At 39.9% G+C, this 23,796-nt stretch carries 25 protein-coding genes; 19 read left to right on the top strand and 6 right to left on the bottom strand.

Going from position 1 to position 23,796, the window contains the following annotated elements; translation table 11 throughout:
* Nucleotides 1-63: 63 nt before the first annotated feature.
* On the bottom strand, nt 64-1,512 hold the full coding sequence (locus PS1M3_RS11980) for a dihydrolipoyl dehydrogenase (RefSeq protein WP_203984428.1): 1,449 nt from the start codon (nt 1,510-1,512) through the stop codon (nt 64-66).
* 53 nt (nt 1,513-1,565) lie between these two features.
* Nucleotides 1,566-2,294 carry a glutathione peroxidase gene (locus PS1M3_RS11975; RefSeq protein ID WP_006792689.1) on the bottom strand — a complete coding sequence of 243 codons (729 nt, stop codon included), beginning with the start codon at nt 2,292-2,294 and terminating at the stop codon, nt 1,566-1,568.
* Nucleotides 2,295-2,405: 111 nt separating this feature from the next.
* Between PS1M3_RS11975 and PS1M3_RS11970 the strand changes: the two genes are divergently transcribed.
* Nucleotides 2,406-3,305, top strand: a complete 900-nt coding sequence (locus tag PS1M3_RS11970; protein ID WP_006792690.1) for a LysR substrate-binding domain-containing protein — start codon at nt 2,406-2,408, stop codon at nt 3,303-3,305.
* Here the strand turns inward: PS1M3_RS11970 and PS1M3_RS11965 are convergent.
* Nucleotides 3,302-4,495 carry a flagellar assembly protein FlgT gene (locus PS1M3_RS11965; RefSeq protein WP_203984427.1) on the bottom strand — a complete coding sequence of 398 codons (1,194 nt, stop codon included), beginning with the start codon at nt 4,493-4,495 and terminating at the stop codon, nt 3,302-3,304. The genes PS1M3_RS11970 and PS1M3_RS11965 overlap by 4 nt on opposite strands.
* A gap of 139 nt (nt 4,496-4,634) precedes the next feature.
* Here PS1M3_RS11965 and PS1M3_RS11960 point away from each other — a divergent pair, with 139 nt between their 5' ends.
* The gene (locus PS1M3_RS11960) at nt 4,635-5,093 is read left to right on the top strand and encodes an LPP20 family lipoprotein (RefSeq protein ID WP_033019180.1); all 459 of its coding nucleotides are present in this window, start codon (nt 4,635-4,637) and stop codon (nt 5,091-5,093) included.
* 244 nt (nt 5,094-5,337) lie between these two features.
* Here PS1M3_RS11960 and flgN read toward each other — a convergent pair whose 3' ends face one another.
* The 3 genes from flgN to flgA all read right to left on the bottom strand — a co-directional run bounded on the left by flgN (nt 5,338) and on the right by flgA (nt 6,865).
* A complete protein-coding gene (gene flgN / locus PS1M3_RS11955) occupies nt 5,338-5,769 on the bottom strand; it encodes a flagellar protein FlgN (RefSeq protein WP_010555884.1) in 432 nt (143 codons plus the stop codon).
* A complete protein-coding gene (flgM, locus tag PS1M3_RS11950; RefSeq protein ID WP_006792694.1) occupies nt 5,762-6,082 on the bottom strand; it encodes a flagellar biosynthesis anti-sigma factor FlgM in 321 nt (106 codons plus the stop codon). The genes flgN and flgM overlap by 8 nt, the downstream gene beginning before the upstream one ends.
* 75 nt (nt 6,083-6,157) lie before the next feature.
* On the bottom strand, nt 6,158-6,865 hold the full coding sequence (gene flgA / locus PS1M3_RS11945; protein ID WP_039036560.1) for a flagellar basal body P-ring formation chaperone FlgA: 708 nt from the start codon (nt 6,863-6,865) through the stop codon (nt 6,158-6,160).
* A gap of 142 nt (nt 6,866-7,007) precedes the next feature.
* On the opposite strand from flgA, the gene PS1M3_RS11940 reads away from it, so the two are divergent.
* From PS1M3_RS11940 to fliD, 17 genes are all read left to right on the top strand, one after another.
* Nucleotides 7,008-7,940, top strand: coding sequence for a chemotaxis protein CheV (locus tag PS1M3_RS11940; protein WP_006792696.1), 933 nt, complete (start codon nt 7,008-7,010; stop codon nt 7,938-7,940).
* A gap of 20 nt (nt 7,941-7,960) precedes the next feature.
* On the top strand, nt 7,961-8,791 hold the full coding sequence (locus PS1M3_RS11935; protein WP_006792697.1) for a protein-glutamate O-methyltransferase CheR: 831 nt from the start codon (nt 7,961-7,963) through the stop codon (nt 8,789-8,791).
* Between the two features lie 141 nt (nt 8,792-8,932).
* The gene (gene flgB, locus PS1M3_RS11930; RefSeq protein WP_008132681.1) at nt 8,933-9,340 is read left to right on the top strand and encodes a flagellar basal body rod protein FlgB; all 408 of its coding nucleotides are present in this window, start codon (nt 8,933-8,935) and stop codon (nt 9,338-9,340) included.
* A gap of 5 nt (nt 9,341-9,345) precedes the next feature.
* Entirely contained in the window at nt 9,346-9,777 is a 432-nt protein-coding gene (gene flgC / locus PS1M3_RS11925) for a flagellar basal body rod protein FlgC (RefSeq protein WP_006792699.1), read from the top strand.
* A 13-nt stretch (nt 9,778-9,790) separates the two neighbouring features.
* A complete protein-coding gene (locus PS1M3_RS11920; protein WP_006792700.1) occupies nt 9,791-10,471 on the top strand; it encodes a flagellar hook assembly protein FlgD in 681 nt (226 codons plus the stop codon).
* A gap of 59 nt (nt 10,472-10,530) precedes the next feature.
* The gene (flgE, locus tag PS1M3_RS11915; protein WP_006792701.1) at nt 10,531-11,895 is read left to right on the top strand and encodes a flagellar hook protein FlgE; all 1,365 of its coding nucleotides are present in this window, start codon (nt 10,531-10,533) and stop codon (nt 11,893-11,895) included.
* A 156-nt stretch (nt 11,896-12,051) separates the two neighbouring features.
* Nucleotides 12,052-12,795 carry a flagellar basal body rod protein FlgF gene (locus tag PS1M3_RS11910; protein WP_006792702.1) on the top strand — a complete coding sequence of 248 codons (744 nt, stop codon included), beginning with the start codon at nt 12,052-12,054 and terminating at the stop codon, nt 12,793-12,795.
* 20 nt (nt 12,796-12,815) lie between these two features.
* The gene (gene flgG, locus PS1M3_RS11905; RefSeq protein ID WP_006792703.1) at nt 12,816-13,604 is read left to right on the top strand and encodes a flagellar basal-body rod protein FlgG; all 789 of its coding nucleotides are present in this window, start codon (nt 12,816-12,818) and stop codon (nt 13,602-13,604) included.
* Nucleotides 13,605-13,619: 15 nt separating this feature from the next.
* Nucleotides 13,620-14,303, top strand: a complete 684-nt coding sequence (gene flgH / locus PS1M3_RS11900; RefSeq protein ID WP_008132667.1) for a flagellar basal body L-ring protein FlgH — start codon at nt 13,620-13,622, stop codon at nt 14,301-14,303.
* Nucleotides 14,304-14,315: 12 nt separating this feature from the next.
* A complete protein-coding gene (locus PS1M3_RS11895; protein WP_006792705.1) occupies nt 14,316-15,410 on the top strand; it encodes a flagellar basal body P-ring protein FlgI in 1,095 nt (364 codons plus the stop codon).
* Between the two features lie 134 nt (nt 15,411-15,544).
* Entirely contained in the window at nt 15,545-16,540 is a 996-nt protein-coding gene (gene flgJ, locus PS1M3_RS11890; protein ID WP_203984426.1) for a flagellar assembly peptidoglycan hydrolase FlgJ, read from the top strand.
* Nucleotides 16,541-18,544 carry a flagellar hook-associated protein FlgK gene (flgK, locus tag PS1M3_RS11885; protein ID WP_203984421.1) on the top strand — a complete coding sequence of 668 codons (2,004 nt, stop codon included), beginning with the start codon at nt 16,541-16,543 and terminating at the stop codon, nt 18,542-18,544.
* A gap of 2 nt (nt 18,545-18,546) precedes the next feature.
* Nucleotides 18,547-19,800 (top strand): flagellar hook-associated protein FlgL, encoded by a 1,254-nt coding sequence (gene flgL / locus PS1M3_RS11880; protein ID WP_203984419.1) that lies wholly within the window; start codon nt 18,547-18,549, stop codon nt 19,798-19,800.
* A 262-nt stretch (nt 19,801-20,062) separates the two neighbouring features.
* Nucleotides 20,063-20,881 (top strand): flagellin, encoded by an 819-nt coding sequence (locus PS1M3_RS11875; protein ID WP_203984411.1) that lies wholly within the window; start codon nt 20,063-20,065, stop codon nt 20,879-20,881.
* Between the two features lie 206 nt (nt 20,882-21,087).
* The gene (locus PS1M3_RS11870) at nt 21,088-21,903 is read left to right on the top strand and encodes a flagellin (protein WP_203984409.1); all 816 of its coding nucleotides are present in this window, start codon (nt 21,088-21,090) and stop codon (nt 21,901-21,903) included.
* Between the two features lie 85 nt (nt 21,904-21,988).
* Nucleotides 21,989-22,390, top strand: coding sequence for a flagellar protein FlaG (locus tag PS1M3_RS11865; RefSeq protein ID WP_203984407.1), 402 nt, complete (start codon nt 21,989-21,991; stop codon nt 22,388-22,390).
* A gap of 10 nt (nt 22,391-22,400) precedes the next feature.
* Nucleotides 22,401-23,789 carry a flagellar filament capping protein FliD gene (fliD, locus tag PS1M3_RS11860; protein ID WP_203984405.1) on the top strand — a complete coding sequence of 463 codons (1,389 nt, stop codon included), beginning with the start codon at nt 22,401-22,403 and terminating at the stop codon, nt 23,787-23,789.
* The last annotated feature ends 7 nt before the right edge of the window (nt 23,790-23,796 follow it).

The raw sequence follows: 23,796 nt of genomic DNA, 5'->3' as shown, positions 1-23,796 counted from the left end.
ATAAATAAAAAAGCCAAAACAGACGTTTTGGCTTTTTGGTAGCAAGTGTATGTATGGTGTAAGTTATGCGCCTGGGCCACATTCCATACAGTGGTTAATGATATCTGGGCCAAACTTAAGCTTGGCGTTTAAATCGCGAAGTGCGGTGCGTAAACCCTCTTCAATAACCGGGTGGTAATACGGCATGTTAAGCATTTGTGGTACGGTCATTTTATTTTGAACTGCCCATGCAAGCAGATGCGCTATGTGCTCGGCTTGTGGGCCAATAAATTCGGCGCCCAAAAATAAGCCGGTGCCTTGCTCTGCGTATACGCGCATATGGCCCTTATTTTTTAGCATTACGCGGCTTCTGCCCTGGTTTTCAAAGCTGACTTCGCCCACTTCAAAACAGCCACATGAGCCTAAACGGTCTGTTATTTGGGTAAAGCTTTCGCCTACCATAGCAATTTGTGGGTCGCTGAATACAGCGGCAATTTTAGCTCTGCGCAGGCCAATACGTACATCTGGGAAACGCCCTGCATTTTGCCCTGCGATGGTTCCCTGATCAGACGCTTCATGAAGTAGCGGGATCATGTTGCTAGCATCGCCGGCTATAAATATGTTTGATTCGCCACATTGCATTGTGTGTGGATCGGCATGCGGTACGCCGCGTTCGTCAAGTTTTATACCTGTGTTTTCGAGGCCTAGCTTGTCTACATTAGGAACTCGGCCTGTTGCAGCAAGTACATAGTCAAACTGTTCGGTGTGTTTTTCACCTTGCTTGTCGGTGTATGTAAGCTGTGCTTTGTCGCCTACTTGCATCATGTCTGATACGTTTGAGTCGGTATCAACAAAAAACTCTTTTGCAAAAACTGTATTTGCATAGTCTTTTACTACGGGGTCGGTTAGTGGGCCAATAGCACCACCAACGCCAAATAATTTTACATTAACGCCTAAGCGACTAAGCGCTTGACCTATTTCTAGGCCAATTACGCCCGGGCCAAATACAGCAACAGATTCTGGTAGGTCGTCCCAATCAAATACGTCGTCGTTAATGATTAATTTATCACCAAAATTATTAAATACACCAGGGTATGAAGGGCGAGAGCCTGTGGCTATAACAAAACGCTTGGCTGTAATAATGGTGTGGTCATCTATTTGTACACGGTTTGCATCTAAAAATTTAGCGTAACCTTTAATTTTGTCTTCGTCTGGAAGTTCATCTACAGCTTCTACTACAAAACCAGCAAAACGATCGCGTTCACTTTTAACGCGTGCCATAACTGCTTTGCCGTCTATTACCGGCTTTGAGCTATGCACACCAAATGCAGGTGCCATTTCTATAGCGTGCGCAGCTTCTGCAGCAGCTATTAATAATTTGCTTGGCATACACCCTACGCGTGCGCAGGTTGTACCATAGGGACCTGATTCGATCATAAGTACGTTAGGGGTAAACTGTTTAGCGTTTCGGTATGCACTTAAGCCTGCTGTACCTGCGCCTATAACTACTACGTCGGTTTGCAATTGTTTCATCGTCTTTTTCCTTTAGTAAATAGGAGCGCTTGGCCCCTATTTAAAATTACTTACTAAGCAAAGTATTTTTCTAGGTCGTCTGAACCACCAATGTGATTACCACCAATAAATACTTGTGGAACGGTGTCGCGGCCAGAGATTGCTTTTAGGCTTGTTAATGATGCACCTGCACCCATAACAATTTCCTCATAGGCAAAGCCTTTTTCTGTAAGTAGTTCTTTTGCTTTTTTACAGAATGGACAACCGGGCTTAGTAAAAACGCTTACTGGCTCAGGTTTAGCTTGTTTAGGGTTGATGTAATCAAGCATGGTGTCTGCATCAGACACTTCAAACGGGTCGCCTGGTAGGTCTGGTTCGATGAACATTTTTTCAATTACGCCATCTTTTACCAGCATAGAGTATCTCCAGCTGCGCTTACCAAAGCCTAAATCGTTTTTGTCTACTAACATGCCCATGCCGTCTGTAAACTCGCCGTTGCCGTCTGGTAGTAAAGTAATGTTTTGCGCTTCTTGGTGTTCAGCCCATGCATTCATTACAAATGTATCGTTAACTGATAAACATACAATTTCATCTACGCCATTTTGCTTAAACACACCAGCTAGCTCGTTGTAGCGAGGAAGGTGAGTAGATGAACATGTTGGGGTGAATGCACCCGGTAGTGAAAACACAGCAACGGTTCTGCCTTTAAAAATCTCGTCTGTTGTTACCGATTTCCATTCGTCGTTTTGACGTGTTGCAAATGTAACGTTTGGGATTGTTTGACCTTCAATATTCTTTAACATGGTTTAGTTCCTCTTGATTTGTTAAAGCCATTATGGCGAAAATTTAAATATAGTTCTAATCGTTTGTTTGTATTAAACTGATAGTCAAAAGCTATCAGGGTGGAGCTGAACATGAACTTAAAAGACTTTGAATACGTTAAAGCCATAGCACAACATAAACATTTTCGTAAAGCAGCCGATGCGTGCTTTGTTAGCCAACCTACACTGAGTGGGCAGGTTAAAAAACTTGAACAAACATTAGGTGTTACTTTATTTGACCGCTCAACCAAACAAGTAACCCTAACAGCTAAAGGTGTACGTTTATTAGCGCAAATAGAGGTTATTTTAGAGCAAACTCAAATACTCAAAGAGCTGGCTTCTGCCTCTAATGAACCATTACAAGGTAAGATAACAATTGGTATTATTCCAACTATTGCGCCGTATTTATTGCCAACTTTGTTAACCTCAATGAAAGAAGCATTTGTAGATAGCCAATTTGCGTTTATTGAGATGCAAACAGCCACCATATTAGATGCGCTTAACAATGGTGAGCTTGATTTTGCAATTTTGGCCGATGTAGCTGAGCTTAATCATTACCACACTATTCCACTTTATAAAGAAGACTTTTTAGTCGCTGTTTCAAAAGATAACGCGCTGGCTAAGCATAAAAAAGTCGCGCTTAGCGATCTTCAGGGTTGCAGCCTATTAATGTTAAGTGATGGCCATTGCTTTAAAGATCAAGCCCAAAAGTTTTGTTTTTCAGCAGGGGTTGATGTGTCTAATCAATATAAAGGCAATAGTTTAGAAACGTTACTTGCGCTGGTGGCAATGGATGATGGCGTTACTTTTGTGCCAAAGTTAGCTTGCACACAGCGCACGGGTATTGATTATATGCCTATATTTCCTAATCAGCAGCGTAATGTCGTGTTTGCATGCAGAAAGCATTATCCGCATTTGGCAGGGGTTGAGCAGTTGGGTGAGTGGTTGTCGGCTCACCCTAATTTAAAAACACAGCTTGCTAAAGCGCTTTAAAGATCTTGGCTTATTACTTCAACTACATCGTTGATTTGTACGCCGGGTAGGGGCTGGTCGTCAATGCTTACTGCAACCGCAGTTTGTTGATATAACTGCTCTACACGTATTTTGTTGAGTGTTGTAGTGGTGTGAGGCATTACATTACCAGCTGCATCAGTTAGGTAGTTATGGTGTGCAATACTCAGCATTTGCCCTTTTTTTAGGCCATGTGCTTTACCTAAATTAATTACTATTTTGCTGTTTTCCATATGCATTATTTTACCTTGCGTTGGAAAGCAGGCTAATACAGCTTGTAAGTCATAACTTAGGGTTTGATTTATATCTTGTATACTTTGACCGTAGGGTGATTGCCAAAATCTATCACTGTTTACATCAATGATGGCGGTTTTTTCGAATGGCCAAGTGCCTTGGCCCTGATAACTATTGCTCCAAAGCTGCTCATAGGTTGTGCCATTAAAAAGGCTAAACTCTATTTTGTAGTTGCGTTGGTAGCTATCGTCTTGCCAAAAAGCATAATCGCTATTGAGTTTATCGCTTGTTGATAGGTCTGTAATTTGGCTTAGTAACACGTACTGAGCGTTGGTGCGAGATGATATTTCTTCTAACTGAACTTTCGAGTAGTCGTACTGCTGCGAAAAGTAATTATCTACATTTAAAGGCATATTGTAATAAGCAACGGGTAGGGCGCTCATTTTTGATTTTTGTAAGGTAGTGAATATTCGTTTACTGATTGCTTTGTTTACGTCAAATATTTGACCCATTCTAGCTTGCTCTCGATGAACCAGCTGACTTTGTGTTACGGCAACAAACTTGTTAAAGCTGCTTTGCGGGCATTGCTCTGTTTTCGCAAATATATCTAAACGCAGGGTAATGGCAAATTTATTATCGTATTTATTTTCACTTACAAGTTCAATTTTTTGAATTTCGCCGTGGCTACTAATTTTTAACTGATCTTGCATTAATACGCCGTCTACCAAGGTTTGTACTGAGCTGACACGCGCCCCAGAAAAAACCAACGCTTGAGTTATGGCATCTTTTATAGCTGCAGATTTGGCCGCGCTTATGTCGTCGTTTTGAATAAGTGCGTGCCCTGTAGATTCATACCACTGCGCATTTGAAAAAGTCGAAAACGTAAATAACGCAGTTGCGCTTAATCCTGCAAATGCCTTTAATAAAAACGATTTCATACTTCTTGCTCCAAATAAACGTTAGCTTTACCTTGAGGCAGCAAGGAATGTACCAATGTTATTAATCAATGAAAATAACGTTATAAATGGCATTAAACATGCATATACCACCGTAATTAATTTACTAGGGCACAAAGTTATGCGAGCAATTTCATTAGTTATTACACTTGGGTGTTTAACCTTGAGTGGGTGCAGCAGCGTGTTTGATAAGCATGTTGAGTACAAATATGTTGAGCCTAATAATTACCCGGTATTAAAAGCGGTAGGTTATGCCCCTATTAGTTTACAAAAAGGGGCAAGCGCTTCACAAAAGCAGCTTATGGCTATTAAAGCCTCTAAACTTGAAGCATACAGAGAGCTTACAGAGCAAGTATATGGGCAAAAGGTAACTGCGGGTATGAGCGTTGAAAACGCCGTCGCTAAGGATGATTATCTAGAAAGCAAAGTGCAGGGCGTTATTAAAGGTGCACAAATTATAAAAACGTATGCAGTAGACGACACATACGTCACTGAGCTTGAACTCAATATGAAGCGCGTGCATGATTTATATATTGGCGAAATAAAACCACGTGAAGTAAAAAAAGTAACGTATTACTGATAAATTGACGTTCGAAATAAATTTTACAGCTGTACGTTTAGTATTTAGGCAAGTTAGAATTTTAAGTATACAGCAGTTTAAATATTACAATGCGCCAACTAAACAGTCTCACCAGAGTAAAAAAACCTCAGTCAAAAAGGTTGACGCAGCTTGGCTCAATTTTTGGGTTTTCAAGTTTGAGATACCGGTAACTAGCAGGTTTAAATATTATTAAAGTAGATAATTTGGCTGAAGCGTTTTGAGTTTATGCTTTTAAATTTCTGACAAGCTGACCGTTGGTGTTAACTTCACCGCCAGACTGATTATATGTGGTGGACGATGGGGCACCAATTAAAATGTTTTTTAGTTGTTTTACACTAAGCTGCGCCTGATGTGCTGCATGCGCGTTTACTTCGTTTTGTTTTTGGCATTTCTCTAACTTACTGCGAACTTGGGCTATGAGCTCGGGAAGCTCTTCAGACTGTTCGTCATTTTTAGCAAGTAACTTGTTCAGCTCTTGATCTAGGCTATTTAGCTTGGTTAAAAAAGTCATTTTTTGTTGGGTAATTTCTTTTAAACCTTCACCTCTTCTTGAGGCAATAGCTGTTAGCTCGTCGTTTAATAAAACAGAGAGAGAATCTAAACACTTATCTTGCTCGTTTAGCTTAACAATAATTAAGCTATTATGATCAGCCATAGACATCAAACTCGAAGTCAGCTAAATTTTTGGCAAGCTTTTCACTGTCTATTTGGTACTTGCCTTCAGTGATTGCTTTTTTTAGCTCAGCAACTTTATTACTGTCAAAACCAGAAGATTGCTGTGCTTTTTCTTGCAGTGTTTTTAATTGCTGTGCTTGTGGTGTTAAGCTTACAGAATCGCTAGCAGCTTTAGGCGTAGCCGATTGAGCTGCTTGTGTATTTGCATTATCTCTTTGCAAATCAACCTTTTGTTGTTTAGCATTAGCTAAAGCGCTTGGTTGTTGATTACCTGAATTGACTTGATTAACCATAATAAAAATCCATAATTTACCCAACTAATACCAGTATATCGGCATATCTTTAGTAAACTTTAATATTATTTTTAATTAAATATTTACTTGTACAGACTCTACACCATCTACACGCGCATTTAAAACTTTACCTGTTTTTTTGTTCTCTACAAGTATTTGTTCGCCCAGAGTGCCATCTTCAAGCGCAACACCGGTCGTTTTTATCTGTAAGCCTTTTGTGCTTGCATAAATATTAATAGCATCACCTTTGCATACCATACATATTTGATTGAGCAATATTGGCATACCTTCGCGAATGTTGCGTTTACTTCGACTGCCAATAAGTGCTTTAGGATCGTCTTGATATTGCACTCTTACAAAGTGTGTCGGTTTCATTTCAACGGTTAGGTGAGCGCTGGTTATTACTTCACCGCGCGCAATATTATCAGTTGTTACAACAACAGGTGCCATTTTTAGCACCTTTATATGTACGTATTGTGCCCAGCTTTGTGGATCGTCGCATTTTACTTGTATTGTAATTTGTCTGTTAAACGGTGGTTCACTTGATGAAATAATATCAGGTGTCGTTGAACAAGCACGATCAGGTATACGGCTGTCTAATGGCAATGCACTGAGGTGTATTTGCTCACTATCGTGTTCGCCAATTTGTTCAGCAATGTATTTTACAGCCATTTCTTGTAGTGATGCTTTACTAAATACTTGTGCAGATACAGGGAATGCCATTCCTAGGCTAGTAACAAAATAAAAAACACTGTATCTTTTGATTTTTTTTAACAAACTCATAATGTTTCGACTATGCTTATGGTTTCAAACAGGGTATAAATATTTTGCGTCAAAATTAAGACGCTCCCACGATGTTGTGTAGCTTTGTATATGTAGGAAGCAATTATCGTTCCGTATTATTTGTTTTCTAAAGGAGATTTTAATGGCAGGCATTTTAGACTCAGTAAACCAGCGTACTCAGTTGGTTGGCCAGAACCGCCTAGAATTACTATTATTTAAACTCAGAGGGCGCCAGCGTTTTGGGATCAATGTATTTAAGGTAAGAGAAGTCCTTCAATGTCCTCCGCTTACTAGTATGCCAAAATCGAATTCTTATATTCGTGGTGTAGCTCATATTCGTGGACAAACTATTTCTGTCATAGATTTATCTATGGCGGTAGGTGGACGTCCAATCGATAACATCAAAGACAGCTTTATCATAATTGCTGAATATAATCGCTCAGTGCAAGGTTTTTTGGTCGGTGGTGTTGAACGTATAGTTAATATGAACTGGGAAAAAATAATGCCACCACCATCGGGTGCCGGACGTTATTCATATTTAACAGCCGTTACTGAAATAGAAAATGAGCTGGTAGAAATTTTAGATGTTGAAAAAATATTAAATGAAATTTGCCCTGTTAACACAGAAGTAAGTTCTGAAGTTGCTGAAAGTGGTGACATTCAAAAAGATTTAGGTGAACGAATTGTATTTATAGCTGATGACAGTGCGGTTGCGCGAAATCAGGTAAAACGAGCACTTGAGCCGCTGGGTGTACAAACTGAGTTGGCTAAAAATGGCAAAGAAGCACTCGTAAGATTAAAAGAAATTGCCAAGCTTGATTGTCAAACAGATATTACAGAACGTGTTGCTTTGCTTATATCTGATGTTGAAATGCCTGAAATGGATGGCTATACACTAACTGCAGAAATAAAAGCAGATCCTAAACTTGCCCCTTTGCATGTCATTTTGCATACATCACTGAGTGGTGTATTTAACCAAGCAATGATTGAAAAGGTTGGGGCTGACGATTTTATTGCCAAATTTAACCCTGATGAATTAGCCACGGCGGTTAAAAAGTGGGTTCATTGTGAATAATCAAAACAGGTGCTACTAATTTGAATAATAAAGACTTGCAGCAAAATGAATACGATCAGTTCCGTTCGTTTTTAGAACAGCAATGCGGTATTGTTCTTGGTGAAAACAAGCAATACTTGGTAAAAAGTAGACTTGCGCCCCTTATGGCTCGTTTTGATGTAGGGTCGTTATCTGAACTTGTTAGCAAAACACTCGGGCCGCATGAGAGGCAATTGCGCGCGGCTGTTGTTGATGCGATGACTACAAACGAGACCTTGTGGTTCAGAGACCAATACCCCTTTGAGCTACTTCAGAACAGATTGTTTCCTGAGTTTAAAGATTTGAGGCGGCCTGTAAAAATTTGGTCTGCAGCTAGTTCGTCTGGTCAAGAGCCTTATTCTATTGCTATGTCGGTTGCTGAGTTTCAATCTAAGCAGCCTAACGTTTTAAAAATGGGTGCTCAGATCATTGGTACTGATATTTCTAACACTATGCTAGACATGTGTAAAAATGGCGAGTATGACGCGTTAGCTTTGGCGCGCGGGTTGTCTGCAGAACGTCGAAAAAAGTTTTTTACAGACAGCGGCAATGGTATGGCAAAAGTTAACGACACTTTGAAAAGACAAGTGAGCTTTAGGCATTTAAATTTACTAGATTCGTATGCATTAATGGGTAAATTCGATATTATTTTTTGCCGCAATGTACTTATTTACTTCTCTCCAGAGGTAAAAGCAAAAATTATTAAACAATTTGCACAAGCGCTTAATCCTAAAGGTTATTTATTTTTAGGGGCTTCGGAGTCAATGGCCGGGTTGAGTGACGAATTTGATATGGTTAGATGCAACCCTGGCATTATTTACCAAAAGAAATAAACCTTTTTTCTTTCCTTCAAAACGACACATCATGTGTCGTTTTTCATTTTAAATCATTCGATTACAAAAAATATAATTACTCAATTATAAATGGCTTATTTATTGCTTTATTCAAGTTAAGTCAATTTTTTGGAGATGGTTATGGCTATCAGTTTTGATAAAGCTTTAGGTGTGCATCAGCATACTATGTTGATCCGTTCACAACGAGCAGAAGTGCTAGCAAGTAATATTGCTAATGCTGATACGCCGGGCTACAAAGCAAAAGATATTAACTTTGCCTCAGCATTAAAAGCGGCAAAATCACACCAGCAAAGCGGCAATACAATGGTAACTACTAATGAAAAACACATTGGTGGTGGTACCCGTAGTGTGGGTGGTGATGAATTATTTCGTACGCCAAATCAAACAGATACAGGTGATGGTAACTCAGTGGATGTACAGGTGGAACGGAACTTGTATACACAGAATGCTATGGAGTATCAGGCTAGCTTACAATTTTTAAGCGGCACATTTAAAGGCCTGAATAAAGCTCTCGGTAGTCAAGGATAATAATTATGAGTTTATATAACGTTTTTGATATTGCTGGTTCTGGTATGAGCGCACAGAATGTTCGTTTAAATACCACTGCGAGTAATATTTCGAATGCTAATACAATTAGCTCTTCTCAAGACAAAACGTACCGAGCGCGACAACCTGTATTTGCTGCAGAGCTTACCAAAGCTTCTGAGTCGGTAAGTAATAATCAGGGCTCTTCTGTTGGTGTTAAAGTGCTGGGCATTGTTGAAAGCAGTGCACCACTGCAGATTGAATACAACCCTAATCACCCGAGTGCGGATGAAAATGGTTATATCTACAAACCCAACGTTAATGTTGTAGAGGAGATGGCGAACATGATTTCTGCCTCTCGCTCTTATGAAACAAACGTGCAAGTTGCTGATGCAGCTAAGCAAATGTTAAGTAAAACTCTGCTGCTAGGTCAGCGTTAACCGAGGGTAGGTTATGAGTAACGATATTAGTACATCTTCATCCTATTTAGATTCTTTGCGTTGGCAGGATACAACACCAACGACAACCGAAGAGCAAAGCGATGCGTTAACTCAAGAAGATTTCTTCTCGTTGTTAACTCAGCAATTATCGTTTCAGGATCCGAGTAAACCTGCTGATAACGATCAAATGATTGCACAAATGACCAATTTTACGATGGCTGAAGGTATCTCAAATCTTAATAGTAATTTTGAGTCGCTAGCAGCTTCGATGACATCTAACTCTGCTTTGCAGGCATCAACATTGGTTGGTAAGCAAGCATTACTTGAGTCGGATTCCTTAGATTTAAATGCAACGGGTGAAGCGAAAGGTTCCGTCGTTGCAGAAAGCCCAGTAGATAGCTTAACGCTTCGTATTACTGATGAGTCAGGTCAATTAGTTCGCAGTATTGATTTAGGTTCACAGTCTGCTGGTGCAATACGCTTTGCTTGGGATGGTAAAAACGAAGCCGGTGAGCGGTTGCCTGAGGGTGAATACAATATTGTAGCTGAAGGCAGTACAAATGGTGAGTTTTCAAGCTTACCCATTGCTACGTTCAAGAATATTGAAAGTGTAAATATAAACGGTGCCAATGGCATCATTATTAACACTAAAGAAGGTGCGGTTAGGCTGACTGATGTCGCAGAGATCGCGTAATAGAGTTTGATAATATTTCGCCTGTTTGCAGGCTGTATTTAATAGGTTAGAGGTCAATTATGAGCTTCAATATTGCATTAACAGGCATAGCTGCCGCACAAAAAGATTTAGACGTTACCGCAAATAATATTGCGAACGTTAATACAACCGGCTTTAAAGAGTCTCGCGCTGAGTTTGCAGATGTATATGCTTCTTCAGTGTTTAGTTCAGGTAGAACTAAAAATGGTGACGGTGTTCAAACCACTATGGTTGCTCAGCAATTTCACCAAGGTTCGCTGCAATTTACTAATAACTCACTTGATTTAGCGATTACAGGCGAGGGTTATTTTGCAATGAGCCAAGACTTGGGCGCGCAAGACTTTACTTATACGCGAGCAGGCGCTTTTAAATTAGATAAAGATAACTTTGTAGTTGATGCAAAGGGTAATTACTTACAAGGTTTCCCTGTTGATGAAGCAACAGGTGATACAACGTCTGTAAGTTTGAGCACATCGTCTGCATTGCAGATCCCAGATTCATCGGGTTCACCACGTGCAACGACTAATGTTTACAGCTCATTTAACTTAGACTCTCGTGCAGATGCGCCTTCGATTGCTTTTGACCCAGAAACGAGTGCTTCATATAACAGCTCTACATCAACAACGGTTTATGACTCTCTGGGTGAACCCCATGTATTACAGTTTTTCTTTGTTAAAACTGATTCTGCAGTAACGGGTAATGATAACGAATGGGAAACTTACGCTACATTAGATGGCAAGTCATTCAGCCCTGCAGGTCTAGAAGAAACGGCAGCACCATTTACACCACTATCAACCTTTCAATTTGACTCAAGTGGCTTACCAAGTAGCACTGATGGTGTTGCTAATACAGGTACAACCTTTAACCCGCTTACTGTACCTGGTGGTGCGGGTGCGGCGGCTGGTTTATCTGATGTTTTAACTAATGGCGCAAGCTTTCCAGATGATATTGATATTAACTGGCGTGATGAAGCGGGCACTACAAATAAAGTGCCTACTCAATACGCAAGCCGATTTGAAGTTAAAGCGTTAGACCAAGATGGTGCTACGGTAGGTCGTTTGGCTGGCATAGATATTGGTACAGACGGCAAGGTTGTTGCATCATACAGTAATGGCGACTCAACATTTCTTGGTCAAGTTGCTATGGTGCGTTTTTCAAACTCGCAAGGCCTTCAACAAGTTGGTGATACTGCTTGGAAAAAAAGCTTAACGTCAGGTGAGCCAATTGCGGGTGAACCTGGTTCAGGTACTTTAGGTTCAATAAATTCATCAGCACTAGAGCAATCAAATGTGAATTTAACTAATGAGCTGGTTGACCTAATAAGTGCTCAGCGTAACTTCCAGGCTAACTCTCGTGCGCTTGAGGTTAACTCAACACTACAACAGGCAATCTTACAGATTCGTTAATTTAATACTTAACATAATTTTAAGGGCTGCTTTTTAAAGTGGCCCTTTTTATTTTCACTTCATTTAGTTTGTTTTATAACCATTTCACATCATTTCCTATTGTGGCATCTATTTTGCATTTCTTGTGTATAGAGATTTTTAATATGAGTCGATGCTATGGACAAAATGGTCTACATTGCGGCCTCAGGCGCTAAACAAAGCTTACAGGGGCTAGCCCTTAAAGCCAATAATTTGGCTAATGCGAATACTACTGGATTTAAGTCAGACTTTGCACAAGCTCGCTCTATGCAGGCTTTTGGTGAAGGGTTGCCATCACGTGTGTTTTCTATGCAAGAGCGCCCAGGTTCTAATATGACTTCTGGCGGCATAGTTGAAACAGGTAGAGACCTCGACATTGCAATGAGTGATAACGCATGGTTAAGCGTCCAAGATGCCTCAGGCAATGAAGCTTACACTAAGGTGGGTACATTAAATATTACCGCTGAAGGTATGTTAATGACCAGCCATGGTCGTCAAGTAATTGGCGAAGGCGGGCCAGTCATTTTACCAGTACCGATTGAAAAAATTGAATTTAGTGAAGACGGCGCAATTCAAGTTCGCCCGCAGGGGGCGCCTGCTACGTTTTTAGAAGAAGTTGACCGCTTAAAGGTGGTTGAAGCTAATAGTTTTCAACTAGAAAAAGGGAACGATGGTTTATTTAGGCCTAAAGCAGGAGAGGTTGTTGATACTTCTGCCAATGTCAAAGTTTTAAGCGGAACCTTAGAAATGTCTAATGTGAACCCAGTTCACGAAATGGTCGATATGATCAGCCATCAACGTCAATTTGAGTTACAAGTAAAACTGATGAAAACAGCTGAAGATCTGGATAGATCACAAGATCAGCTGATGCGCATAGTTTAACTTTAAATGAGGACACGATTATGAATCCAGCATTGTGGATCAGTAAAACGGGGCTAGACGCTCAGCAAACCGATATTTCGGTTATATCAAACAATTTAGCGAATGCCAGTACGGTAGGTTATAAAAAAAGCCGCGCTATTTTTGAAGATTTACTTTATCAAAATATTAACCAGCCAGGTGGGCGATCGTCGCAAGACACTGAAATGCCGTCTGGTTTAATGTTAGGTGCTGGTGCAAAAGTAGTGGCTAACCAAAAAAACTTTTCTCAGGGTAATATGCTAACCACTGAGAATTCATTGGATTGGATGATCTCAGGGCCTGGCTTTTTTGAAGTATTACAACCCGATGGCAATATTGCTTATTCGCGTAATGGGCAGTTTACTACCGATGGCGATGGTCGAATTGTCACGTCTGGTTCTGGTTATGTGGTGCAACCAGAAATGAATGTTCCCGATGATGCGCAATCAATTACTATTTCACAAGATGGTGAGGTATCTGTTCGTATTTCAGGTCAAGCTGATAATGTTGTGATTGGCCAGCTTACAATTAGCGATTTTATTAATCCATCGGGCCTTGAGCCTGTAGGGCAAAATCTTTATACCGAAACGGCAGTAAGTGGCGCGCCTGTGCAAGGTAACCCGGGTGTAGAAGGCTTAGGCACAATTATTCAGGGCTCACTTGAAACATCAAACGTAAATGTAACTGAAGAGCTGGTTAACCTAATTGAAACGCAGCGTATTTACGAAATGAACTCTAAAGTCATCTCGGCTGTTGACGAGATGATGAGTTACATCAATCAGCAATTATAAGGTGTAGGGGGAATTATGCGTCATTATATGTTATTTGCGGTAGGTACATTATTTTTAAGTGGCTGTGTTTCAACACAAAATAGTGATATTGTTCAAGATGACCCCTATTATGCGCCAATGTATCCTGAACCAAGTATGGAACCCGTAGTTGCAACAGGTTCGTTATTTAATACTAATGTGTCAAACGACTTATACGCAGATAGAAAAGCACTGCGTACTGGCGACATTATTACTGTAAATTTACAAGAGTCTACTCAAGCTACTAAAGCAGCTAAAACCGAAACCGATAAGCAATCTGATGCAAGCCTAGACCCTGTCATAGGGCTCGGAGGCCTTCCGGTCAATATAGGCGGCGATAGTATCCAGTTTGGCATTGGTAGTGACGCCTCTTTTACGGGGGATTCTAGATCAAATCAATCAAACAGCTTATTTGGCAATATTTCGGTCAATGTTATGCGTGTTTTACCTAACGGTAACTTAGTGATTCGCGGTGAAAAGTGGTTAACGTTAAACACTGGTGAAGAATTTATTCGTTTGGAAGGTTTAGTACGCCCGCAAGATGTGAGTTCTGACAATACGGTTGAGTCAAACCGAATAGCCAATGCGCGTATTCAGTACTCTGGTAAAGGGCAAACACAAGAAGCGCAAAGTGCAGGTTGGTTAACACGCTTTTTCAGCAGCTCGATTTTTCCTTTTTAGAGGGCATTCATTATGAATGTATTAAAGTTAATTTGTTTAATCACGCTAATAGGTTGCCAATTTTCGGCACATGCTGAGCGTATTAAAGATATTTCTATGGTCGAAGGGGTTAGATCGAACCAGTTGGTAGGTTATGGCTTAGTAGTGGGTTTACCCGGCACGGGTGAGCAGAGCCGCTTCACTCAGCAAAGTTTTAAAGGCATGTTAAGCAATTTTGGTATTTCGCTACCTGCAAATTTAAGCCCTAAAATTAAAAACGTTGCTGCCGTTGCTGTACATGCTGAATTACCCGCATTTAGAAAGCCAGGACAAACAATTGATATAACCGTTTCATCTATTGGTAGTGCGGGTAGCTTGCGCGGTGGTACGTTATTACAAACGTTTTTAAAAGGGGCTGATGGCAATGTATATGCCGTAGCTCAGGGTAGTTTAATAGTGGGGGGCTTAGGTGCCCAAGGCGCTGACGGCAGCCGTGTTGTTATTAATACCCCAACAGTTGGCCGTATTCCAAATGGCGCAACAGTAGAGCGTGAAGTTAAAAGTCCGTTTATGCAAGGCGATTTTATTACGTTTAACTTAAACCGCCCTGATTTTACAACGGCAAAGCGCCTTGAAAAAACAATTAACGATTTAGTCGGGCCTAACAGTGCAAAAGCAATTGATTCTGTGTCTGTTCGTGTGATTGCCCCTAGAGATGCTTCTCAACGTGTGTCTTATTTATCAACGCTTGAAAATCTTGAATTTAAACCTGCAGATATGTCTGCAAAAATTATCGTTAACTCGCGTACGGGCACCATTGTGATTGGTAAAAATGTCAAGTTACAGCCTGCAGCAATAACACATGGCGGGTTAACCGTCACCATTTCAGAGCAACAAAATGTGGCTCAACCTAATGCATTAGCTGAGGGCGAAACCGTTGTAACGCAGCAATCAATTATAGATGTAAATGAAGACGATTCGCGTGCATTTGTGTTTAACCCGGGTGTTAGTTTAGACGATTTAGTTCGTGCTATAAACGAGGTAGGCGCAGCGCCTGGCGATTTAATGGCTATTTTAGAGGCCCTTAAAGAAGCCGGAGCAATAAACGGTCAACTTGTTGTTATTTAATATTTATTAAGCTTTAGCAAAGCCTTTGCTAAAGCCTTTGCTAAAGCTTCCCTTTCACTCCCTCATTCACATTTTCAATCTGGCTTAATTTTTGCATTTTAATTTGTATTATTCATTATTGTGTCAAAAAGCTGATGGAAACTAATCATCTAGACAAACAAAACTTTTTTGATTTAGGCAATTTAGATTCACTTCGTAAAGAAGCCTTAAGCGGTGGTGATGCATCAACCGATGCATCTAAAGCCGCTCTTAAAAAAGCAGCTGCGCAATTTGAAGCTATTTTTACCCAAATGCTACTTAAAAGTATGCGTAAAGCTAACGAAGCGTTTGAAGATAAAGAAAGCCCACTTAACTCAAGTAGCGTTAAGTTTTTTGAAGACATGCATGATCAACAATTATCAACTGAGCTTTCATCAAATGGGTCTTTAGGCCTTGCTGATTTAATTGTTCAGCAGTTATCGCCAGACGGCAAAACTTTTATGCCGGGTTCTGTATTGAGAAAAACCAATGACTTTTTAAGTGATATGCGTGCGGGCTCTTCGCTTCCTCATACCCAAAATGAAGAAAAAGCTGCTGTTAATGTTCAAAACGATAAAACCGATTCTAAAGTGCCTGAAGCTCCTTCAGCGCCATTCGAAAGTCCTGAAGAGTTTGTAACTACAGTATGGCAGCACGCTAAAACAGCAGCACAAAAAATTGGCTTGAACCCTGCTGTTATGGTTGCACAAGCCGCACTTGAAACAGGTTGGGGTAAGCACATTATTAATAAAAGCGACGGTAACAGTTCAAATAACTTATTCAATATCAAATCAGATAAAAGCTGGGATGGTGAAAAAGCGAGTAAAGTTACCCTGGAGTTTGAACAAGGAACGCCTGTTAAAAAACAAGCAAGCTTTAGAGCTTATGACTCAATCAAAGAGAGCGTAAACGACTTTGTTGATTTTTTAACCCAAAACCCACGCTACCAAGAAGCATTACAAAATACAGCTAAGCCAAGCGAGTTTTTAGATTCATTACAAAAAGCCGGCTACGCAACGGATCCTAATTACGCTAGTAAAATAAAAAAAGTGCTTAACAGTGCTCAATTAAAAGATGTTGCAGCCAGTGTTATTCGCCAAGGAGTAAAGTAAATGTCGTTTAACTTATTAAACATTGCCAGTTCTGGGGTTAGAGCAAATTCGGAACTACTGCAAACGACAAGTAAAAATATAGCGAATGTAAATACCGAAGGCTATGTGCGAGAGCGCACAGAGCATACAACTATGGTCGATAACCAGGTAGGAAAAGGAGAAACCTATCGCTTGTTAAACCAGTTTGCCCAAGAGCAACTCAACAGAGACACTTCTAATAAAACGTTTTTTGATCAATTTGTTACAGAGTCAAACCGCGTTGATAGTTTGTTTTCAGAAGATTCTAATAGTTTATCTACTAGTATAAATTCATTGTTTAATAATGTTCAGGAGTCGTTAAATCAGCCTTCATCAACCGTTGCTCGCTCGCTGGTAATGACGGATGCTGAAAACTTAGTGAATCAAATGGACAGACTCTCAGGCATTGTTTTCGATCAGAAAAATATTGTAAATGAACAGCTAGACATATTTACAGAAGAGGCAAATGGCTTAATTCAAAAAATTGGTACATTAAATCAAGATATTGCTGCTGTTAACGGCACCAATAACCAAGCTGATGCAAGTTCTACTTATAACGAACGCGATAAGGCAATCCGTGATTTATCAGAACTTATTGATATAGAAACACTGGATGGCCCAAATGGTGAAAAACTTGTATTTATGGGCACCGGTGAAGCGGTTGTAATGCAAAATGGCTCGTTTAATTTGTTTTCTATGCGTGGCGATCCTGATCCAAACTTTAAAGAACTTAGGTTAGATGTAAATGGGGGCAAGGCAGTGCCGCTTGAAGTTGATGTATCTAAATTAAAGGGAAAAATTGGTGGATTACTGGCATTTAGAGACGATGTGCTAGTCCCTGCTCAAAATCAAATTGGCCAAATGGGCTTAGCAATAGCCGATTCTTTTAATGAACAAAACAAGCTGGGTATGGACGCAAACGGAGAGCTCGGGGGGAATATTTTTAATATTCCTACGGTTGGTGGCTATGCTTATACCGCTAATACGGGTAGTTCAAGTATGACTGCAACCCTTGAAGCTGGTAAGGGCAGTGAATTGCCTGCAAGTGACTTTATAATTACTTATACCAGTGCTTCAACGGTCGAAATTCAGCCAGTAGATAATAAAGGTGAGCCGCTAGGCACAGCATCGACAGCAAATATAACCGCTGGCGTCATTGATTCATCAACAATTACTAGTGGCGAATCGTTTGGTTTAGAGATTAATGTTGCTGGCGCTGCTAATGCAGGTGATCAGTTTCAAATAAAGCTTAACTCTGAGTCGGCGGCAAATATGTCTTTAGCAACCACTCGTGGTGAAGATTTAGCGCTTGCAGCACCAATAAGAACAGCAAACGACATTAACAACATAGGAAATGCCACCATTACGGTTGGTGAAGTAAGTGATGTTACTACAGGTAGCTTTACAACGTCACCGGCAGGTCTTACAAATGGCCCTATTAGTGTTGTTAAAACCGCTAATCTAAATGAATACACAATAAGTGATGGTGTAAATACCAGTACTTTTACAGCAACTTTGCCAGCAAAAGACATGTTACAACAGGCAGGTAATGGCTTTGAACTATATGGTTTTGACTTTGATATTGAAGGCAGCCCTGAAACAGGCGATACATTCACACTTGAGTTTAACCAAGGTGGCTTTGATGATAACCGTAACGGTCAAAAGTTAGCGGGGTTACAGCAAGGTGAATTAGTGCGTCAAAATGTTGTTAGTGGTGTAAATTCGGACAACCACAAAACATTTAACCAAGCTTATGCAGGATTAGTAAGCGATATTGGCGTGGTAACTAACCAAGCAAAAACAAATGGCGACGCGTTTGAAGCGCTTGCTCAGCAATCTGAAGCCTGGTACGAATCGCTTTCTGGCGTAAACCTTGATGAAGAGGCTGCTAATTTATTACGTTTTCAACAGTCTTATGCGGCTTCTGCACAGGTACTTGCAACTGCTCGTACTGTTTTTGACACTATATTAAGTGCTGCGAGGTAATTATGCGCTTATCAAACAATTTGATGTACCAAAGTAACATTAATAAAATTCTTGATAACCAACAAGGCGTGGCTAACGCGCAAGAGCGCGTTACAACAGGAAAAAAGTATTTAAGCGCATCAGAAAGCCCATCAGCTTATTCACAAGCGGCTTTATACACTAGTAAAATTCAAACTAATGAACAGTATACTAAAAATATTAACCAATTGAATAACCGCCTAAATACAGAAGAAACTGTATTAAGTAGTATTACGGATGCAATTCAAAAAGCGCAAACATTGACTATTCAGGCTGGTAATGGTGCCCTAAACACAAACGATAAAGTATCAATAAGCAATGAACTAGAAGAGCTGCAGCAAACACTGCTAAGCCTAATGAATACTCGTTCTGAAGATGGTAAATATATTTTTTCTGGTTATCAGGATAGTACACAGCCCTACCAGTTTGACGCTAGTTCTGGTAAGTACAATTACAAAGGTGATCAAGGACAACATAGCATTACAATTGCAGAAGGTGTCTCTGTTAAATCAAGTGATAACGGATTTAATACATTTGAAATGATCAATACTCGCTTAAATGTTGAGTCAAATACACCGCCAACAACAGGTGCCATCACGGCCACTGTATTTGTTAATTCACAAGCTGAGTATGACGCATTTCACAAAGAAAATTTTAATTTTGATCCCTCTGCGAATGCAACTGCGAACACTTATACTGTAAGAGTATCTGCGGGTGCTTCATTTTTTGACCCAGATGAATATGAAATTTTACGGGATGGTGTTGCGCTCATACCAGCGCAAACAGGTACGGTTTCTGAAAATGGCCAAATAAATTTCGCAGGATTAAATATCGAATATTTGGGTACAGCCCCCGGAGATATTAACTTTACCTTAGAAAAGCCCCAAAAAGAAAATGTCCTTAACACTTTGCAGTCGCTTATTCAAGGTTTAAATGACACTGCTTTGAATAATCGTGAATATCAACAAATGCTTTCAGATGCAACAACGCAACTAAGCAATGCTAATGAACAAGTACTATTTACTCAATCAAGTTTAGGCGGGCGCATGAATGCAGTCAGTGCTATTAGAGCGTCAAATATGGCCGCGAATACTCAAAACCAAGAAAACCGAGCAAACCTTGTAGAAGTTGATATGGCAGAGGCTATTAGTGAGCTCACTAAACAAGAAACTGCTTTACAAGCATCTCAGGCCACATTTGGACGTTTAGCTAACCTCTCTTTGTTCGATTACCTTTAAGCTGAAATTTATTGCCGCTTTAATTTCTACAAAGCGGCAATAAACTCCTTACTAGCATGGCAATAATTTGTCACTTTTTAAGTGCAAACATATAAATTCACATTTAACTTTTACTTTTTATAATAACTTCATTAAAAACAGTCTATTGCCTTCTTTAAAGAGTTGGCACAGTAAATGCTTCATAAAGAAAGAAAATAATCGAATAGTGGTTCCTGTTAAAACGTGTTGAACCACACTCTGTTTAAACCTAGGAGATGGTAAAATGGCCTTAACAGTAAATACAAATGTAGCATCACTTAATTCACAACGCAGTTTATCTAATTCAACAAATGAGTTAGGTACATCTTTCCAACGTTTGTCTTCGGGCTTGCGGGTCAATAGCGCAAAAGACGACGCAGCAGGTTTACAAATAGGTACGCGTTTAGCTACGCAGGTAAACGGTTTAAACCAGGCTGCACGTAACGCAAATGATGGCATTTCAATTGCGCAAACGGCAGAGGGAGCGCTAGAAGAAACAACAAATATGCTGCAACGCATGCGAGTACTCTCTATTCAATCAGCGAATGGCTCAAATAGTGTCGATGACCGCGCCGCACTACAAAAAGAGTTTCTTCAAATGCAAGAGGAAATTAATCGTATAGCTGATACAACCACTTTTGGTGGTGTAAAAGTTTTGGATAGTACCTTCTCTGCAGACTTTCAGGTCGGAGCTGACGCAAATCAAACTATTTCAGTTTCGATTGATACTAGTATGGGGACGAGTGGTCTTGGCGTAAACACAAATACTATTGACACTGCATCGCAGGCTCAAGCGGCAATTGATAGTATTGATGATGCATTAAAAGCTGTGAACGATGTACGCGCCGATTTAGGTGCAAAGCAAAACCGGTTTAGTTCAACAATACGAAACTTAACAAATATATCTGAAAATGTGGCTGCATCTAAGTCACGAATCATGGATGCCGATTTTGCTAAAGAAAGTGCTAACCTTGCACGCAATCAAGTGCTTCAACAAGCTTCAAGTTCAATGCTCGCTCAAGCCAATCAACAACCCCAAATAGCCCTGTCTCTATTACAATAATTTTTAAATTGTAATATAACAACACCAAGCCAGAACATAGTTCTGGCTTTTAACTTTATGAAAGATAATAATAAATAAATATTTTAAAAAAAGGCTAAAGTAACTCAATCGAGCGCCGATAACTTAACTGCAGGCAGGAATCATTTAGCTAAATTACAAAACTGTAAAGCTTGATTCCCATCTAGTTAAATTATTAGGAGGCTATCATGGCTTTAAGTGTAAATACTAATGTAATGTCATTAAATTCACAGCGTAACTTATCAAATTCAACAAATGATTTGTCTACATCATATCAACGTTTATCTTCAGGTTTACGTGTTAACAGTTCAGCAGATGATGCAGCAGGTTTGCAAATTGGTTCTCGCCTTGAATCTCAAATGAAAGGTTTAGACCAAGCAGCCCGAAATGCAAATGATGGTATCTCAATTGCCCAAACAGCAGAAGGAGCTCTGGAAGAAACTACATCTATGTTACAACGTATGCGTGTTCTTTCAATTCAATCTGCTAACGGTTCAAACAGTGATGATGACCGCGTTGCACTACAAAAAGAGTTTGCGCAATTAAACGAAGAAATTACAAGAATTGCTGATAACACTACCTTTGGTGGTGTGAAAGTATTAGATGGTAGTTATTCTGCTGATTTTCAAGTGGGTGCTGACGCAGGTCAAACCATTTCTGTAGTAATCGGTACTGACATGGACGCTGCTGGTTTATCAGTTTCTGCCGCTACTATCTCTACCGCTGCCGGAGCTCAAGCTGCAATTGATTCTGTTGATAATGCGCTAAAAGCCGTAAATGACGTTCGTGCTGACCTTGGTGCGAAACAAAACCGTTTTAGCTCAACAATTCGTAATTTAACAAATGTATCTGAGAATGTAGCTGCTTCTCGTTCACGTATCATGGATGCTGACTTTGCTGCAGAAAGTGCTAGCCTTGCTCGTAACCAAGTATTACAGCAAGCGTCAAGCTCAATGCTTGCACAGGCTAACCAGCAACCACAGATTGCGCTTTCTCTTCTATAATTCATAAATATTAAACTACAATTAGAAGGACTTGTGTACTGGTGTAGCTGGTGTACGGGTCCTTTTTTGGTTTTAGAGGTGTCAAATGGAAAATATTAACTCAAATCTAAATAACGATGCGTTTGCTACTCGCTTAAATTCAGAGGCAAATCAAGAGCAAAAGGAATTAGCTCCTGAACGGGTGAATGGGTTAAAAGATTTGGATGGAAATGAAACCCCTAATTCAGATGAAAAATCTGTGGCGCAAAGTTTGCATGATTCCGTTGAGAAATTAGAATCGTTGACCCAACTAAAATCGAAGCAGTTTAAGTTTCATATAGATGAACAAACAAGTTCACCTGTTGTTGTTGTTACTGATACAGCAACCGATGAAGTGATAAGGCAAATACCAAGTCTGGAAGTTTTGGAATTAGCAAGTAAAATAGATGAGCTGCAAGAGCAAATTTTTGGCCAGCCTTTGGGTATTTTGATTGATAAGACAATTTAAGGAATAACGAATGGCTACTATAACGTCAGCTGGGGTTGGCTCTGGTATTGACCTTGAGTCGATTATCGAAGCTACAATTAGTGCAGAAAGAACCGTAAAAGAAAGTCAGTTAAATGAGCGTGAAATTAATTACACTACGCAGCTTTCGGGTGTTGGAACATTTAAATCTGCGCTAGATTCGTTTAATGATGTATTAGCAAAATTAGGTGATGCTGAAACGTATAATTCGCGAATTGTTTCTTTCGCTAATAGTTTAGAAGAATCGGAACAGGCGTTTGAGGTGGAAGTGGGCAGCTCAATGCAATCTGGTGACTTTTCTGTTGAAATTTTGCAATTAGCAAAAGGCTCTAAAGTACAATCTGCTGCACTTGGTTCGGCTGAAGATACTCTGGGTGCCGGTAATTTGACATTTAATGCAGGTGATAACGAATTTACTATTGCAGTTGAAAGTACAGATACACTTGAAGACATCCGTAATAAAATTAATAAAGCAAGCGAAAACTTTGGTGTTAGTGCAAATATAGTAAATAGTGATAGCGGTGCAGTTTTAACGTTTAGTTCTGCTATTTCAGGAGCTGGTAATACTTTGTCCGTTACGGCTGATGATGACTCTCTTTCAAGTATTGCTACTAATTCGCCAAGCGGGGTAGCGGGGCTGTCAGTTCAACAAGCGGCTCAAGATGCTAATGCTTTGATTAATGGGCAGTCTGTAAGTAGTTCAACTAATGAGCTAAAAGATAAAATTCAAGGCACAACATTAACTCTAAAATCTGAAACGACCGAACCGCAAGAGTTTAGCGTATCGGTTGATGAAGACATAGTAAAAGAAACACTTACGGAGTTTGTAGATGCATATAACTCTCTCAAAGGAACGTTGGACTCGTTATCAAATTCTTCGTCGGGATTGTTAGCTTCTGATAGCACAATCAGAACAATGGAACAGCAATTGCAAAGAATGTTTACTAATGAGCTAGGTGGTACTACTGACATACAGTCTTTAATGGAGATTGGTGTTAGTTTTAACCGTGAAGGTGAAATGGAGATCTCATCCTTAGGTATTGGCTCGTTGCAAAGCGGAGAAGAGCTATTGAATAGCACTATCTCTGATAAATACAGTGCATTGCAAAGTTTTTTTAGTGATGATGATGGGCTGGTTCAAAAAGTTGACGGGCTGGTTGAACTTTATACAGGTAGCGATGGTTCGTTAATCAAAAGGGAGCAATCTCTTAATGAATCACTAGAAACGATAGAGACAGACCGTGATGCCTTAGATGAACGTTTGGCAAATCTTGAAGCTTCGCTAAGAAGTCAATATGCTGCATTAGATAGCGTAATGGCACAGTATCAAACATCTAGCTCATATATTTCGAGTATTTTAACAAATACATCTAATAGTTAGATTTAAG

Source organism: Pseudoalteromonas sp. PS1M3, from assembly GCF_016865405.1.
Classification (GTDB): Bacteria; Pseudomonadota; Gammaproteobacteria; order Enterobacterales; family Alteromonadaceae; genus Pseudoalteromonas; species Pseudoalteromonas marina.
This window is presented reverse-complemented; position numbering and strand designations above follow the sequence as displayed.

Coding starts and splice junctions, on each gene's coding strand:
- flgA (WP_039036560.1), bottom strand. CDS start 6,865: ATGAGTTTGTTAAAAAAAATCAAAAGATACAGTGTTTTTTATTTTGTT.
- flgM (WP_006792694.1), bottom strand. CDS start 6,082: ATGGTTAATCAAGTCAATTCAGGTAATCAACAACCAAGCGCTTTAGCT.
- PS1M3_RS11960 (WP_033019180.1), top strand. CDS start 4,635: ATGCGAGCAATTTCATTAGTTATTACACTTGGGTGTTTAACCTTGAGT.
- flgK (WP_203984421.1), top strand. CDS start 16,541: ATGTCGTTTAACTTATTAAACATTGCCAGTTCTGGGGTTAGAGCAAAT.
- PS1M3_RS11940 (WP_006792696.1), top strand. CDS start 7,008: ATGGCAGGCATTTTAGACTCAGTAAACCAGCGTACTCAGTTGGTTGGC.
- flgJ (WP_203984426.1), top strand. CDS start 15,545: ATGGAAACTAATCATCTAGACAAACAAAACTTTTTTGATTTAGGCAAT.
- fliD (WP_203984405.1), top strand. CDS start 22,401: ATGGCTACTATAACGTCAGCTGGGGTTGGCTCTGGTATTGACCTTGAG.
- flgH (WP_008132667.1), top strand. CDS start 13,620: ATGCGTCATTATATGTTATTTGCGGTAGGTACATTATTTTTAAGTGGC.
- PS1M3_RS11865 (WP_203984407.1), top strand. CDS start 21,989: ATGGAAAATATTAACTCAAATCTAAATAACGATGCGTTTGCTACTCGC.
- PS1M3_RS11910 (WP_006792702.1), top strand. CDS start 12,052: ATGGACAAAATGGTCTACATTGCGGCCTCAGGCGCTAAACAAAGCTTA.
- flgE (WP_006792701.1), top strand. CDS start 10,531: ATGAGCTTCAATATTGCATTAACAGGCATAGCTGCCGCACAAAAAGAT.
- PS1M3_RS11870 (WP_203984409.1), top strand. CDS start 21,088: ATGGCTTTAAGTGTAAATACTAATGTAATGTCATTAAATTCACAGCGT.
- PS1M3_RS11970 (WP_006792690.1), top strand. CDS start 2,406: ATGAACTTAAAAGACTTTGAATACGTTAAAGCCATAGCACAACATAAA.
- flgG (WP_006792703.1), top strand. CDS start 12,816: ATGAATCCAGCATTGTGGATCAGTAAAACGGGGCTAGACGCTCAGCAA.
- PS1M3_RS11980 (WP_203984428.1), bottom strand. CDS start 1,512: ATGAAACAATTGCAAACCGACGTAGTAGTTATAGGCGCAGGTACAGCA.
- PS1M3_RS11920 (WP_006792700.1), top strand. CDS start 9,791: ATGAGTAACGATATTAGTACATCTTCATCCTATTTAGATTCTTTGCGT.
- PS1M3_RS11975 (WP_006792689.1), bottom strand. CDS start 2,294: ATGTTAAAGAATATTGAAGGTCAAACAATCCCAAACGTTACATTTGCA.
- flgL (WP_203984419.1), top strand. CDS start 18,547: ATGCGCTTATCAAACAATTTGATGTACCAAAGTAACATTAATAAAATT.
- PS1M3_RS11895 (WP_006792705.1), top strand. CDS start 14,316: ATGAATGTATTAAAGTTAATTTGTTTAATCACGCTAATAGGTTGCCAA.
- flgN (WP_010555884.1), bottom strand. CDS start 5,769: ATGGCTGATCATAATAGCTTAATTATTGTTAAGCTAAACGAGCAAGAT.
- PS1M3_RS11965 (WP_203984427.1), bottom strand. CDS start 4,495: ATGAAATCGTTTTTATTAAAGGCATTTGCAGGATTAAGCGCAACTGCG.
- flgB (WP_008132681.1), top strand. CDS start 8,933: ATGGCTATCAGTTTTGATAAAGCTTTAGGTGTGCATCAGCATACTATG.
- PS1M3_RS11875 (WP_203984411.1), top strand. CDS start 20,063: ATGGCCTTAACAGTAAATACAAATGTAGCATCACTTAATTCACAACGC.
- flgC (WP_006792699.1), top strand. CDS start 9,346: ATGAGTTTATATAACGTTTTTGATATTGCTGGTTCTGGTATGAGCGCA.